At 49.7% G+C, this 13,931-nt stretch carries 12 protein-coding genes; 3 read left to right on the forward strand and 9 right to left on the reverse strand.

Annotated features, from left to right (window positions below; translation table 11 throughout):
* Positions 1-137: 137 nt before the first annotated feature.
* Complete coding sequence (recA, locus tag ACW9SV_RS15490; protein ID WP_479557664.1) at positions 138-1,172, reverse strand: recombinase RecA; 1,035 nt, start codon at positions 1,170-1,172, stop codon at positions 138-140.
* A 562-nt stretch (positions 1,173-1,734) separates the two neighbouring features.
* Here recA and ACW9SV_RS15495 point away from each other — a divergent pair.
* A complete protein-coding gene (locus tag ACW9SV_RS15495) occupies positions 1,735-2,904 on the forward strand; it encodes a hypothetical protein (RefSeq protein WP_479557665.1) in 1,170 nt (389 codons plus the stop codon).
* Between the two features lie 41 nt (positions 2,905-2,945).
* Here the strand turns inward: ACW9SV_RS15495 and ACW9SV_RS15500 are convergent, their stop codons facing one another.
* Positions 2,946-3,539 carry a GNAT family N-acetyltransferase gene (locus ACW9SV_RS15500; protein WP_479557666.1) on the reverse strand — a complete coding sequence of 198 codons (594 nt, stop codon included), beginning with the start codon at positions 3,537-3,539 and terminating at the stop codon, positions 2,946-2,948.
* Positions 3,540-3,807: 268 nt separating this feature from the next.
* On the opposite strand from ACW9SV_RS15500, the gene ACW9SV_RS15505 reads away from it, so the two are divergent.
* Both ACW9SV_RS15505 and ACW9SV_RS15510 read left to right on the forward strand, forming a co-directional pair.
* The gene (locus tag ACW9SV_RS15505; RefSeq protein ID WP_479557667.1) at positions 3,808-4,695 is read left to right on the forward strand and encodes a TIGR02587 family membrane protein; all 888 of its coding nucleotides are present in this window, start codon (positions 3,808-3,810) and stop codon (positions 4,693-4,695) included.
* Between the two features lie 11 nt (positions 4,696-4,706).
* On the forward strand, positions 4,707-5,084 hold the full coding sequence (locus ACW9SV_RS15510) for a hypothetical protein (protein ID WP_479557668.1): 378 nt from the start codon (positions 4,707-4,709) through the stop codon (positions 5,082-5,084).
* A 94-nt stretch (positions 5,085-5,178) separates the two neighbouring features.
* Here the strand turns inward: ACW9SV_RS15510 and ACW9SV_RS15515 are convergent, their stop codons facing one another.
* The 7 genes from ACW9SV_RS15515 to ACW9SV_RS15545 all read right to left on the reverse strand — a co-directional run bounded on the left by ACW9SV_RS15515 (position 5,179) and on the right by ACW9SV_RS15545 (position 13,644).
* Positions 5,179-5,607 (reverse strand): hypothetical protein, encoded by a 429-nt coding sequence (locus ACW9SV_RS15515; protein WP_479557669.1) that lies wholly within the window; start codon positions 5,605-5,607, stop codon positions 5,179-5,181.
* 259 nt (positions 5,608-5,866) lie between these two features.
* Positions 5,867-6,832, reverse strand: coding sequence for an AAA family ATPase (locus tag ACW9SV_RS15520; protein ID WP_479557670.1), 966 nt, complete (start codon positions 6,830-6,832; stop codon positions 5,867-5,869).
* A gap of 10 nt (positions 6,833-6,842) precedes the next feature.
* Positions 6,843-8,129 carry a peptidylprolyl isomerase gene (locus tag ACW9SV_RS15525; protein ID WP_479557671.1) on the reverse strand — a complete coding sequence of 429 codons (1,287 nt, stop codon included), beginning with the start codon at positions 8,127-8,129 and terminating at the stop codon, positions 6,843-6,845.
* A gap of 176 nt (positions 8,130-8,305) precedes the next feature.
* Positions 8,306-10,591, reverse strand: coding sequence for a peptidylprolyl isomerase (locus ACW9SV_RS15530; RefSeq protein WP_479557672.1), 2,286 nt, complete (start codon positions 10,589-10,591; stop codon positions 8,306-8,308).
* A gap of 212 nt (positions 10,592-10,803) precedes the next feature.
* Positions 10,804-11,214 carry an ATP-binding protein gene (locus tag ACW9SV_RS15535; RefSeq protein WP_479557673.1) on the reverse strand — a complete coding sequence of 137 codons (411 nt, stop codon included), beginning with the start codon at positions 11,212-11,214 and terminating at the stop codon, positions 10,804-10,806.
* Complete coding sequence (locus ACW9SV_RS15540; RefSeq protein ID WP_062544051.1) at positions 11,207-11,545, reverse strand: STAS domain-containing protein; 339 nt, start codon at positions 11,543-11,545, stop codon at positions 11,207-11,209. The genes ACW9SV_RS15535 and ACW9SV_RS15540 overlap by 8 nt, the downstream gene beginning before the upstream one ends.
* Positions 11,546-11,565: 20 nt before the next feature.
* Positions 11,566-13,644: a GAF domain-containing SpoIIE family protein phosphatase gene (locus tag ACW9SV_RS15545; RefSeq protein WP_479557674.1), complete on the reverse strand. Its 2,079-nt coding sequence runs from the start codon at positions 13,642-13,644 to the stop codon at positions 11,566-11,568.
* Positions 13,645-13,931: the final 287 nt, after the last annotated feature.

The raw sequence follows: 13,931 nt of genomic DNA on the forward strand, positions 1-13,931 counted from the left end.
TATGCCTGAGCTATTCAAATGTCGTACCAATTCCAGCCAAACGTGGCTTGTACACAAAGTTATAGGTTTTCAGACGGAACTCAACTTAAACAGAAACGGCACCTAAAAAGGTGCCGTTTTGTGTAAAAAGTAAGAGATTACTCGTTGTCTTCCAGTGCGGCAGCCACTTTCTCTGGCTCGCCTTTCACTATTGCACGAATCTTGTTCTCAATATCCTGCATCAGCTCTTCGTTGTCTAGCAAGAACTGCTTCACGGCATCGCGGCCCTGGCCTAAGCGGTCACCGTTGTAAGAGAACCAGGAGCCTGATTTCTGAACAACACTCAGCTCAACACCCAAGTCAAGGATCTCACCTACTTTGGAGATACCCTCGCCGTACATGATGTCAAACTCCACTACTTTGAACGGAGGCGCCACCTTGTTTTTCACCACTTTCACTTTGGTGCGGTTACCGGTGATGCTGTCCGGACCTTCTTTGATCTGGCCAATACGACGGATATCCAAACGTACCGAAGCGTAGAACTTCAAGGCGTTACCACCAGTGGTGGTTTCTGGGTTACCGAACATCACACCAATCTTCTCACGCAACTGGTTGATGAAGATACAGCAGCAGCCGGTTTTGTTGATGGTACCAGTAAGCTTTCTTAAGGCCTGAGACATCAAACGAGCCTGAAGACCCATTTTGCTCTCACCCATGTCGCCTTCCAATTCACCTTTCGGTACTAGGGCAGCTACTGAGTCAATTACAATAATATCGATAGCACCGGAACGGATCAAATGATCGGCGATCTCCAGAGCCTGCTCACCGTTGTCTGGCTGAGAGATCAGAAGGTTCTCGGTGTCAATGCCTAGTTTCTCAGCGTATGCTTTGTCGAAAGCGTGCTCGGCGTCAATGAACGCGGCAAGGCCACCTTTTTTCTGCGCTTCTGCAATGCAGTGCATGGTGAGCGTGGTTTTACCGGAAGATTCTGGTCCGTAGATCTCCACCACACGTCCGCGCGGAAGACCTCCAATACCCAAGGCGATGTCAAGGCCAAGGGAGCCGGTAGAAATGGCTGGAATGTCCTCCACCTGGGTATCGTTCAGCTTCATAACCGTACCTTTTCCGTAGGTTTTGTCCAGCTTGTCGATAGTGAGTTGGAGCGCTTTCAATTTTTCGCTGTTTACACTCATGTCTGTGTTTTTCTATGCTTTATTTTTGATGAATTTACAACTTCCTGAGCCAATCTGCAAACGCTAGCCGCGGCGTTTCTTTGCTTTCCAGACTTATTCCGGAGGTGTATAAAAGAAACACCCAAAGTACCGGATTTGTCCCAAGATTTACTACTTTTTTTAGTTATTTTTTCTGCCTCTTTGCTATTTTTAATAGCAAAGAGCAAACCCTCAACTAATCATTGGGTTACGTCCAGAGGCGGCAACATCATGCTTTCTCTTTGCTTCTTCTCAACAAAAGCAGGAGCAGTTTAGTTACAGAACAAGGCGGGTATTTTACCGTAAGTGCCCAGAAATAAGCAAACGGGTACAGCTTTGGTTTTAGGCATGGTTTTGTGAAAACAAGCCAAGAACCCCTTGCCGGAAGTTTCCTGGTCAAATTCCGGCAAGGGGTTCTTCCCGTTTCTTTTCTTTTGGTTTTTATCTACCTTTCGGGTTAGGGTGTAGGCCGTAAAGGACAGAAACGTCACCTCTTCTCCTTTTTTAGCAGCTTCCCGTAGCCAAATGGGGTTAACATTTTTCTATGTCTAAAAAGTGGTTTCTTGTAGTAGTAGGGATGGTTTTTGCCTCTCAGGCCAGCTTTGCTCAGTTAAACAACAAAGCCTTGGAGTTCAGGCAGCCGGTGAAACCTGACCAGGCTGGAGAGTTGCAACTAGGAATCAACGCCTTCGGTTACCAGAAAAACAATGAGTACTTCAATGACATCGCCGAGGGCTACACCCTTTTTGGCTATCACTTAAACCCGCGCCTAGTCTACTTCGCCTCGCCTCATGTACGCATAGATGCCGGGGTGCAGGTGCAGAAAGACTTTGGCACTCGCAGCTATTCTTTGGTCCAGCCTACGTTCACTATCCGGTACGAGGAAAACGGCATGGCCCTGATCTTCGGAACGCTGCAAGGTAACCTGAACCACGGCTACATTGAACCGCTGTACGATTTTGAGCGCGTCATCACCAACCGTCTGGAGAACGGCCTTCAATTCCTATTGGACAAGCCCGGCATGAAGCTGGATGCCTGGATTGACTGGCAACGGTATCTCCGCCGGAGGGATCCCTTCCAGGAGGAAGTGGCCGGCGGGGCCTCTGCCGAGTTCACGCTCTATAAAACGCCAGTTTCCCTTGGTTCCTCGGAAAGCAACCCCGAAACGGAAACCTACATAGGGTTGCCCTTGCAGTTCACGGCCCAGCACCGGGGCGGCCAGATTGATGACACCGATCTTCCCTTGGTGACCCTGGCCAACGTAGCGGCCGGACTGGTGATCAGGAAGAATTACAACAGGAAAGTATTGAAGGCCCTGTATTTTCAACCGTACGTAGTGGGTTGGAAAGACTTCTCCAATGAGCGGAATCTGCCGTTTCAGCAAGGGGGCGGGCTGTACCTCAACGCAGGGGTAGATACCAAATACCAGAATGTGATGCTAAGCTACTGGCGGGGAAGCGGATATTACGCAGAAATGGGCGGTAAGCTGTTCCCATCGGTTTCGTCCAACTTCAAAACCCCCGATTACACCGATAAAACCCGGCAGTTGATGATTGTGCGGTTCATGCATGACATTACCCTGATGGAAGGGCTTTCCCTGACCTTGCGACTGGAGCCGTACCTTGATTTTGATAACCCTAAGCTGGAGTTCTCCAATAGCCTGTACCTCAACTTCAACTCTGATTTCTTTCTGGCCAAGCTTAAAAAGCGTTAAGCCTAATTTAGGGCTGGTTTTCAGGAAAGAAGCTTAAAAAGCTACCTTGACAGCGCGAGTTTGGCATCCGTTTTCTTTAACTGGTATACCTGTATGGGCTGCGGGGTATCTTTTGAATCCTGGGCCACGGGTGTGTAGGTCTTCAGGTAGGTGAAGCCACTGCGCACGGCTACCTTCTGGCTGCGGAGGTTGGTTTGGGCGCACCGGAGATTGATGCATTCCATCCCGAGGTCTTGAAAAGCATACCGGGCAATGGCTTTTAGGGCCTCGGTCGCGTAACCATGTCCTTCGGCTTTGTGGCCCAGATAGTAGCCCACTTCTGAATACGGCTTTCCGCGCGCCAATCGCCGCAGGGTGATGTCTCCCACATAGTCATGGTGCTCTTTCCGCCAGATGCCAAAACTATACATGTCGCCGACCTTGTGCTGCGAGGCGAAAACCCGTATCCGGTTCTGGGCATCGGGTAGGGTGAGAACAGAGGATGCCCGGTCTGGAAAATCGGGGAGCAGCCGCGCCCTGTTCTGATGCAGCAATTCCCAGAATTGAGGCGCCATCTCCTGAGTATAGGGCAGCATCCACAACCTTTCGGTGGAAATCTCTAAACGGGCGGCAGGAGAGGTAACAGTTGGCTGCATAAGCGGAAGCATAATCTTACTGGATGTACGGCACACGCTTCCGGCAGATGCTAAAAATCAAGAATTATTGCCTAACTAACTTTAGAGAAGTAAACAGGGGACAGCTGGTTCCTAAAAGAGGTTTGCGAGATATTGCCATTCACCAAGGCCAAAAGGGAGAATGAACATCCCTCACTTTGAAGCCGTAAACAGAACCCGCCCCAGCCAGAGGAAAGCAGATCATCTTCCTCAGGGCGGAAAAACCTATTCCGTTAACGTTTTCTAAGCTATGCCGGCAAAGAGTGCGATCCAATCACTGCAGGAATACGGACGGGGCGTCATCGGGGGCTTGCTGTTCAGCCTACCCATGCTCTATACCATGGAAATCTGGTGGACAAGTTTTACGGTGTCTCCCTGGTTGCTGCTGCTGTACATTCTGGTGACCTCGGTTTCGCTGCTAGGCTACAACACTTACGCGGGGTTACGGTCAAGTGCCTCCTGGAAAGAGATTGCCATTGACTCCATAGAAGAGATGGGCCTTGGGCTGGTGCTGGCTTTCCTTTTTCTCTGGCTATTAGGGGTAGTGCAAATTCATGACATGTCTTTGGAGCGCATTGTGTATATGACCGTGATTGAGGCCATGCCTATTGCCATTGGGGTTTCCATCGGGACGGCCCAATTAGGTACCTCCGGCGAAGAAGAGGAAGACGAGTCAGAAGAGAAGAAGCCGCAGGAAAGTATTCTGGCTAAGCAAGACGCCGGACCGGCCTCTACGTTAGAGCAGATCATGCTGGCTACTTGTGCTAGCTTGCTGTTTGGGGCTAACGTGGCACCTACCGAGGAAGTAATGAAGATTGCTTCTGATGCTAACCCGTTACAGTTGTTGCTGGTTTTCTTGGTTTCTCTGGGCGTGAGCGGGGCTATTCTTTTCTATGTGGGGTTCAGGGGCTCTTATGAAACCCCGGCCAACGAGAAACCCACTTTTCTGGAGGTAATATGGGGTTTGAGTATTACGTATGCCACCTCCTTTTGCACCTCCGCCGGGGCGTTGTGGTTTTTCGGGAGGTTTGATGGGGTGGGCTTACAGGCCTGTATTGAAGCTACCGTGGTGTTAGGCCTGGTCTCTGCTTTAGGAGCCTCTGCCGGACGGTTTTTGTTTGACCAGGAATACAAATAGGAGAAGAGACTATGAATAAAAATCCGCTGGAGTGGTTTGTGTTTGGCTTGAGTGTCCTGCTCCTGATTGCACTCTTAGGGTACCTGGGGGTGAAAGCCTTTCACTACAAACATACCCCGCCGGATCTTCAGGTAAAGCTGTTCCCGGAGAAAGCCCAGCCAGAGAAGAATGTCTACCGGGTGGAGTTAGTGAACCTGGGAGAACAGACCGCCGAAAACGTATTAGTGGAAATCTCCTTGCTGGACCAAGGCACGGTGGTAGACAAAGCCGAGTTGAATTTTGAGGTAGCCCCCAAAGAAAGCATACAAGAAGCCTGGATAACCTTTAAACAACCCAGACAACTCAGTCAGAAAATGTCTGTGCACGTGCTGGGTTATAACAAACCATAAAGCAAGAGTGCCGGCTTTCCAAGAACTTCTTGGCAGAGCCGGCACTCTTGCTTTATCTCTGTTCCCTTAAAAAGGTACAGGAAGCGCTTTTGATCTATTTGTTTAAGAAAGGATAGTTGTATTGCAAAGGGCTGCCCAGTTGCTGTAGGCGGGCAATCACCTCCATGGAGTGGGCAATCTCGTTGAAATACTCCAGCCTCCTGATTAGTTGTTCTTTCAGCAGCACGGTTCCTTCAGGGGTACGTAGGTACGCCCGCTTGTCTTCCAGAATCCTGTGCATGATATCGGTTATGCGTTTGCCTTCGCGCATGTATACCTCGTGGAATTCTACAAGTGCATCAAAACCATCTTTGGTCACCTGGCAAGGAAAGCCGGCATTGGTGAGTACATCGCACAGCATATTCAACTCCAACGGCATGGAGATGTTATAAGGCGTGGTACGTACATCCAGTCCTCTCTTGATGTAAGAGAAAATGGTTTCCAGGTTGTTCTCAAAGCGTTCGTAAAGAGCTGCTGCTTCCATGCGGTTTAGGTTTATAGAAATCGGGGGCAAAAGTACAGAATGCATTACTCTTTTTCACTACCCACTGTTGCCTGATACATCAAGCTACATGTATTTACTGGCTGTATTCTGAAAAGTAAGCCAAAAACAAAGGATTGGACTTCACCTACCGGAAACTTATCTGAGAGGGCTCATCGTGAGGGCAGTCCTGTTTTGAGCTGAGTTTAAAAAGAGAACCCTACTTTGGGCCTAGTTTCCTGAAATTAGGCCCAAAGTAGGGTTAGAGAAGACCTTTGATAATTTGCTCTACGGTGATTCCCTCAGCCTCGGCCTTGAAGTTACGTACCAACCGATGCCGGAGAATAGGAACCGCCACAGCCTGCACGTCCTCAATGTCTGGGGAGTACTTCCCTCTGATCAGGGCGTTGCACTTGGCTCCCATGATGAGGTGCTGGGAGGCTCTTGGGCCAGCGCCCCACTCCAGATACTGGTTAGTTTGTTGCCCGGCCAGGTTGGTATTAGGGCGGGTTTTGTGCACCAGTTTTACGGCGTACTCCACCACATTATCAGTGACCGGAACCCGGCGCACCAGTTGCTGGAAGGCGGTGATTTCATCGCCGTGCAAGACTACGTTGGGCGTGTGCTTGCGGTCACCGGTGGTGTTCTTTACAATCTGCAGTTCTGCCTCGTAGCTGGGGTACTCCAGTGCCACATGGAACATGAAGCGGTCTAACTGGGCCTCGGGCAGAGGATAGGTTCCTTCCTGCTCAATAGGGTTTTGCGTGGCCAGTACAAAGAAGGGGCGGGGCAATTTGTAATGATGGCCAGCCACCGTCACTGAGTATTCCTGCATGGCCTCCAATAACGCCGCCTGGGTTTTAGGAGGTGTCCGGTTGATCTCGTCCGCTAACACAATGTTGGCGAACACCGGGCCTTTCACAAACTGAAAATTGCGGTTCTGGTCCAGCGTTTCTGACCCCAGAATGTCTGAGGGCATCAAATCCGGTGTGAACTGTACCCGGTTAAACGAGAGGTCCAGTGAGTTGGAGATGGTCTGGATCAGGAGCGTTTTGGCCAAACCGGGGACCCCCACTAAAAGACAATGCCCCTGACAAAAAACAGCAGTCAGCACCAGTTTTACTACTTCCTCCTGGCCAATAATGGTTTGGGAGATCTCGGTTGTTAAACGCTTGTAGGCATGGTGAAGCGCATCTGCAGCTTCTTTGTCAGAGGCAAAGGGAGGCATAGAAGGGGAATTAGTCGTCTAAACTACAGGTTCTGAAATCGGGGGTGATGTCCACAAACACCGTTTCTTTGTTTTTGTCAAACCACTCGTTAATGGCTTTGTTGCGTTTGTCGGCTAGGGCCGCTGCGGCAATTTTTTGGTAATCGTCTTTCAGGTTGGCTTGGTGCGGAGCGGCCTTTGACTTAAGGTAAAGGATACGCATGGCCTCTTTGCCATCTTCGGTACGGTACGGAAGCGGACCACTGATGGAACCCACCTGCATGGTGTCAATCACGAAGAAGATAGAAGGATCCAGTTTGTCTACCGGAATATAAGTAGTTGGGCTGCCCGGTAACGTGATCATCCCCCCGTTACCTTTGGTACCCATGTCATCGGAGAACTCCTTCGCAGCTTTCGCGAAAGACATGCTGTCTGTTTGAACCATCGTCCGGATGCTGTCCAGTAAACGCGTGGTCAACTGCAAGTCTACCTGAGCCGTAGCGGGTTTGATTAGAATGTGACGGGTGTTGAACTCTTCGCCGCGACGCTCCAGCAACTGAATGATGTGGAAACCGAACATAGACTCAATCACCGGAGAGGTCTCACCAGGCTGCAGTTTTAACGCGGCCGCTTCGTATTCTGGTACCAGCTCGCGTTTCTTGAAGAAGCCCAACTCTCCACCCGCTGCCCCAGAACCTGGGTCTTGTGAATATTGACGTGCCAGGGTAGCAAAATCTTCGCCGGCCAAGATACGTTTTCTGATGCTTTCTAATTGCTCACGCGCGGCTTGTTTCTGCGCGGTGCCTATCTGGGCAATCTTCACAATCTGGCCTACTTCAACCTCGGTGGAGAAGTAAGGCAAGCTGTCTTTAGGAATGCGGTTAAAGTATTGCTGTACTTCTTTAGGCGTCACCTTCATTTTACCGGCAATCTCACGTTCCATTTTCTGAACCGTTAATTGCTCTTTAAGGCTACGGCGAAGATCACTTCTGATTTCACTCATAGGCTTGTTGTAGTAAGCCTCCAATTTTTCCTGGCTCCCGATCTGGGCGATAAACTGGTTTAAACGGCCCTCCAACTCGGCAGTAATAGTGTTTTCCTCTACAATGACAGAGTCCACCTCGGCGCGGGCCAACAGCAGTTTGTTCTGTACAAGCGACCTAAGGATCTCGCAACGCAGGTTAGGGGATTTGTAGCCCTGGCTTACCGCATTGGCATGCTGGAACTCCAGTTCTGAACGTAGTACGATATGTCCTCCCACTTTTGCCACAATGTTGTCTACCAATGTGGCTTGCTGAGCTTCTGCGCGTTGCGTCAAAGAGCCCAAAACACATAGTAGGAGAAGGCTTTTAAAGAAAGAAGAAAAAGAAATTCTGATTTTCATGGTATTCTGTATAGCGGTTGCTTTGTATAGAACCGCTTCTCTTGCAAAATAGTATAGTGGTAAACAAACAAAGCTAGGTAAACTGCTTCATTAAAAGAAACTTCTGCCGCTTACTTCTTGATAAGCTTCTGCACTTCTGGCTGGTTCACCACCACCTTGTACTTCTGGCGCAGTTCTTTTATCCATTCCTGCTCCAAGTAGTTCTGGTAGTCTGAAATCACTACCCCACGGGTTTCGCTTAGCTTTTTAGGCGCCGGCGGGTCTACCTGGTCAATCTTGATCCAGATGGAACGGCCATCCTGCGTTACAGTATAAGTACCCGGCTTCCAGGTCACGCCATCTAAAAGTTTGCTTTCACCTCGCTGGAATTTGCGGGAAGTTACTTGCAAGGCCAATGGGTTGCTCTGGTTCAGGTTCTCTGCCAAAGCTTGCAAATCAGAGGTGAACACCTGCAGCGCTACCCGGCGGGTACCAATGGCACCTGGGTCAGCAGCTTTTACCTGAATGTTCTCTCCTTCAACACCTTTTAAGAGCAGGTAGTTCTTTACGGCAGTAGTGCGGCGGGTTGCCAAAGTACTGTTCTTCCGATTCGCGCTTTCCCGAGCGTCGGTGTAGCCAGTAAGTTGAATAGATAAGGTAGAATCGGCCTCCACAGCTGCCGCCAATTGGTCTAATTGAGTGGTTGCGGCTTTAGAAAGGGTGGCATTGCCAGATGTGAAAAGCAGATCAATTGGTTTGTTTCTGGTAGAAACAAATTTGCCATTGGCCATAAGAGATCTCGCCTGTGCCAGTACCGTTGGGTTGGCAGCGCTCAGAATAGTGGCCTGGGCTCGCTCTCCCCACATGTATTTGTCTCTGTTGGCTTCAAAGAAAGCTTTTAAACCAACGGTGTCTTCCACGGCTTTAGCCCAAACCTTTTCTTCCATGAGCTGGAACAACAGGATGCCGTCATGGTACTCATTCACCAGCATCTTATAATCCTTGTGTTTTTCTTCCAGGTGCTCGCGCTCGTAATCTAGCAGGCTGGTTTCTACAAACTTGTCATACAACAGGTTCATGGCGTGAGCTGGAGATGCGTTCTGACGGGCCTTCTGGTTTGCCTCAATATAGGTGGCGAAGTTACCGGGTGTGTATGCTTTGCCGTTGATGGTGAACAAAGTGGCCGTTGGCAGGTTTTTAGGCTCTGCCGGAACGTTGAATTTCCATTTGCCGGCCAAAAGAGACGAATCTGCTAGGCGCAGGGTGGCTTCCTTGATGGCTTGGTTTTCCTGGAACTTGTTCTCGGTTTTAATGCGACGCAGGAACGCCGCCTTGTTCAGCTCAGAACGGGAGTCTTTGGCAATACGGTTCCGGAGCGAGGTTTCCATCTCTTCGTAAGACGGTAGTTCCTTGCGTTCCAGTAATTTGATGATATGCCAGCCATAGGCTGTCTGGATAGGGGCAGAGATTGCTCCTGGTTGGGCCAGGGCAAAAGCGGCTTCCTCAAAAGACGGGATCATGCGGCCTGTTCCAAACCAGGGCAGTTCCCCGCCATTGTCGGCGGAGGCAGCATCTTCTGAGAACTGAGAAGCCAGTTTGTTCCAGTCTTCTTTGCGCTGTACCCGGCTGTAGATTTCGTCTATCTTCTTTTTGGCCGCCAAAGAGTCAGCCTTGGGCAAGCCTTGTTGCGCACGCACCATAATGTGCGCTACCTTGATCTCACCCTGCGCCGGACGTACCTCGTTTACTTTGATGATGTGGTAGCCAAAGCGGGTTCTTACCGGTTGCGAGATTTGGCCGGCCGGCGTGTTGAAGGCGGCATTTTCAAACGGGTACACCATTTGCAGGGCGGTGAAATACCCTAGATTCCCGCCGTTCTCCCTGGCTGATGGGTCTTCTGAGAAGCGCTGGGCCAAGGACTCAAACGGAGTGCCGTTTACCGCCTGCTGCCGAAGGTCCATGATTTTCTGATAGGCGGCCAACGTGTCTTTGGGGTCAGCCTCCATGTCCACGTTGATCAGGATGTGCGTGGCGTTTACTTCTTTCTTCAGGCGTTCATAGGCTTCGCGCACCAATTGGTCGGTTACGCTTTTCTCCGTCAGGAAAGGTTGGGCCAGTTGTTCTTTGTATCCGCCAAGCTCGGTTTTGAATGCCTGCGTTGTATCCAAACCACGGCTCTTGGCCTCGGCCACTTTCAATTTGAAGTTGGTGTACAGGTTAAGGTACTCGTTGACGCTGGCACTGGAGAAAGCGCTGTCTGCGTTGCTGTTGTTTTTCTCATACACGTAAGCAAACTCAGAAACAGGGACCGTCTCAGGCCCAATAGAAAGCAGTACAGGTTCAACGGCCTTTTTAGGAGAAGAGCACTGAAAAAGGAGCAGGGCACCTAGGCCCACATACAAAGAAGTAACTCGCATAGATGTTAGCAAAATGCAGGAGGTCTGGTTTATAGGCTACCTAACATTATGCAATTTTACTTAATTTTTTGGAGAGAATAGGCTACTATTTTAAAACATAGTGCCAAAGAAGCAGGAGGGGGAAGGGCCTGCTCCGTTTATGGCGTCTTTTGCTCAAAACTGGCCATAAACGGATTTTATTGTATTGTAAACAAAAAATACAAAGGCAGGGCTCAAGCAATGAGCTTGTGCATGCGGCAGATATTGGTAGACCCTTTTACGCTATATTCTACTTTGTCCATGATGCGGTTTACCAAGGCCACCCCAACACCCCCTTTCTTGCCTGACTTGATGTTGTCATGGATGTTAGGCTCTTTGTAGTTGGCCTGCACAAAAGGGGTTCCGTTGTCTTCCAGTTCAAATACGATTTCTTTCTTGTCGTACCTGATGGTAAGGCAAAGGTGTTTCTGGCTGTCTTCGTGGTTGGAGTGGATGATCAAGTTGGCGCAGATCTCGTCTACGGCCAAGATGATCTGGTTTAACATGATCTCAGACAAATGGACAGGAAGAAGGGTATCCGTCACAAAGGCGCGGATAATCTTAAGGTTCTTCCTGTCGCAACTGACCCGGATCTTGTTAGTCATTGGCTATGGTCACGGCTTCTTCATAGGAAGAGACGATAGTCATGAGCAGATCCAGACCTAGAATCTCAAACACATTGCGCACTTTCTCTTGCATGTTGAAGAAAATCAGCTTGATCTGGGCATCTTCAAAACGCTGCAAATGCGAGATGAACACGCCTAAACCGGCCGAGGAAATGTAGTTGAGGTTTTTACAGTCAACCAGGATCTTGCCAAACATCATAATGCTAGGGTTAGAAAGTTCTTCATCTAGCAGCACAGAGGAGCTGGCGTCTAATTCACCATCTAAACTGATGGTGATAGTATTGTCGGTGATAGTATGTTTTATCTTCATCGTGCTTCTTTACGAATCATCTATTTGTTAGGTTGACGCTGTTTAAACTTGATCACGAGCAGGGTTTGGTCATCGTGCAGGGTGTCATTGCTGAAGTCGTTGACATCGTTGATGATAGCACTTTTAATGTCCTCCGCCTCTAAATGGTACGTTTGGGAAAGCATGTATTTCAGTCTCTCCTCGCCGTACTCATCTTGCCGGGCATTCCGGGCTTCCACTATGCCATCGGTGTAAATGACCATCACATCATTGGGGTTGTAGTCATAGTGCAGCCGGTGGATGCGTTTGGCGTACGAGGGATCTCTGATGATGCCCAAGCCCAACCCTTCTGTCTGAAAATAGAACGTATCTTCTATCATAGAGTTGTAGTAAAGCGTGTGGCAATGACCCGCCCGGGCAAAGGAAACCCCCTGCATCTCGTAGTCTATGATGTACAGGGAGGACGTGATAAAGGACGTGCGCTCCAGGCACCGGCTAAGGGCACTGTTGGCCTGGATCATGAACTCATCTGGGAGCAAGTCTTGCTGCATGAGGCCATGGAAAATCCCTTTCATCTGCGCCATGTAAAAAGCCGCCGAGATGCCTTTCCCAGACACGTCCCCGATGATGATGGCAATGCGAGACTTGCTTAGCTGCAGGTAATCGTAGAAGTCTCCTCCCACTTCCTTGGCCGCCTGGGCGTAGGTGCTGATGTCAAACCAGGTATCAGTAGGGAATGTTTTGGGATTCAGACGGTCCTGTACCAGGGTCGCGATTTTGAGTTCCTCTTTGTAGCGCTCGTTCTGCAAAGACTCCTGCATGAGGCGCAGGTTCTCAATGGTGAGCACGGTCTGGTTGGCGAAAGACTGCACCACGCTGATGGTGTCTGGGTCAAAGCCCTGCTCCAGTTCCTGCAGCAGGTAAAGGTAGCCATACCGGCGCTTGATGGAAACCAGCGGCACCACCAGCAACGAGTTGTAGGGGCTGTTCAGGGCCTTGAACTCCGGGGAAAGGTTTAGATCACCGTTCATGTACACGCTCTCCTGCGTAGACTTCTCCTGCTCATGCACCTTCTTTACTAAAGCTTTCACGGCGACTTGCACCTCTTGCTCTACGGGGTTGCCAGTGGTTTGGGAAAGGTCCAGGTGAGGAGTGTCGGTAATCTCCAGCCAGGCAGCATCGGCACCGGTGGCTTTGATGGCGCTTTCAAACAGCATGTTGTACACCTCATCTTCGTTTTGCCCTTGCTGGATGGTATGGCTCAGGCGCTGGAAACTAAGAAGGTCTGCGTTTCTTTGCTCAAATACCCTAGACGTGGGCAAACTGAACAAAGACACCAGCAAGGAAGCCAAGGCATATAAAAAGACAAAGGCAAGCGCAATGAGAATGAAGGGATTGTCTGTGTAATCTACTACCAACTCAGCCGAATCGGCGTAGAGGAACAGGAAATTGGCAAACAAAACGCCCGAGGCCAGGATGGCAGTTAAAAGGAAGATGCAGCCCCATTTCTTGTCCAGGCTAAGGAAAGCGACCCACCGCTGGTGTACGCTCATGTACAAGCTATAGGCCAGAAGAAGGCCCAGATCCAGGATAAGGAATACATGTTTCATGTACTCCACATTGAACAAAGGCACTAACAAGGACAGGTACACCAAAATCTCAAACCATTTCCATTGGCTCTGGATGTCCTTGGTTCTATGGTACAGGATCAATTGCCGCCAGGTATAGAAAGCCTTGCCCAGAAAGTACACGAGTAAACCAAAAAAGATCTGGTAGAAAATGTCCAGCAGGTAAGGACTGTTGACCCAGTGCTGGTTAAGGCCCGGGTACCCAATGTTTAGAAGTAAGCAGAGATACGCGCCAAGCCCTCCTTTCACAAAGAGGCCCCAAAGCGGCGAGGTGAACTCAGCGCTGCGTTGTACCTGTACATAGTGCCGCTGATGCAGGAACACGGACAAGATAAACACCACCGACAGCAGATTGCTGAAGTAGGAGGTGGCGGCGTTGGCTTCACCCATATGCCCTTGGCGGGCCAAAAACAACACGTTCACCAATAGCAATACCCAGCTCACGCTTCCGGTTAAAAAGCTCACCTGTCTGATGGTTTTATCTTGGGGCATTGGAGAGGTTGCCTGCAGGTTATGTTTTAGATGTGGGTGAATACGAGAATTTCTTAAAAGTAACTAAAAAAAAGTTATGTTCCTCAAGCGGCCCCAGCGGCAGGTTTTAACCTCGGGTGAATGAGCCTAAAAGCCAGAAAGTTGCCTTAAAAGCAATAAGCAATCATCCCGATTAAGGGAAGACTATATAGGAAACGCTAAATTTTTGACAATGATTCACCAAGCAGGTACTTACCTTTTGACTTTTCTGAGTAGGACAAGGTAAATTCTTGGAAGACAAAAGCTTA

The organism is Rufibacter sp. JT20002, from assembly GCF_056491185.1.

Bases quoted from the DNA above. Each gene is read 5' to 3' on its own strand.
- recA (WP_479557664.1), bottom strand. From the start codon at position 1,172: ATGAGTGTAAACAGCGAAAAATTGAAAGCGCTCCAACTCACTATCGAC.
- ACW9SV_RS15495 (WP_479557665.1), top strand. From the start codon at position 1,735: ATGTCTAAAAAGTGGTTTCTTGTAGTAGTAGGGATGGTTTTTGCCTCT.
- ACW9SV_RS15500 (WP_479557666.1), bottom strand. From the start codon at position 3,539: ATGCAGCCAACTGTTACCTCTCCTGCCGCCCGTTTAGAGATTTCCACC.
- ACW9SV_RS15505 (WP_479557667.1), top strand. From the start codon at position 3,808: ATGCCGGCAAAGAGTGCGATCCAATCACTGCAGGAATACGGACGGGGC.
- ACW9SV_RS15510 (WP_479557668.1), top strand. From the start codon at position 4,707: ATGAATAAAAATCCGCTGGAGTGGTTTGTGTTTGGCTTGAGTGTCCTG.
- ACW9SV_RS15515 (WP_479557669.1), bottom strand. From the start codon at position 5,607: ATGGAAGCAGCAGCTCTTTACGAACGCTTTGAGAACAACCTGGAAACC.
- ACW9SV_RS15520 (WP_479557670.1), bottom strand. From the start codon at position 6,832: ATGCCTCCCTTTGCCTCTGACAAAGAAGCTGCAGATGCGCTTCACCAT.
- ACW9SV_RS15530 (WP_479557672.1), bottom strand. From the start codon at position 10,591: ATGCGAGTTACTTCTTTGTATGTGGGCCTAGGTGCCCTGCTCCTTTTT.
- ACW9SV_RS15535 (WP_479557673.1), bottom strand. From the start codon at position 11,214: ATGACTAACAAGATCCGGGTCAGTTGCGACAGGAAGAACCTTAAGATT.
- ACW9SV_RS15540 (WP_062544051.1), bottom strand. From the start codon at position 11,545: ATGAAGATAAAACATACTATCACCGACAATACTATCACCATCAGTTTA.
- ACW9SV_RS15545 (WP_479557674.1), bottom strand. From the start codon at position 13,644: ATGCCCCAAGATAAAACCATCAGACAGGTGAGCTTTTTAACCGGAAGC.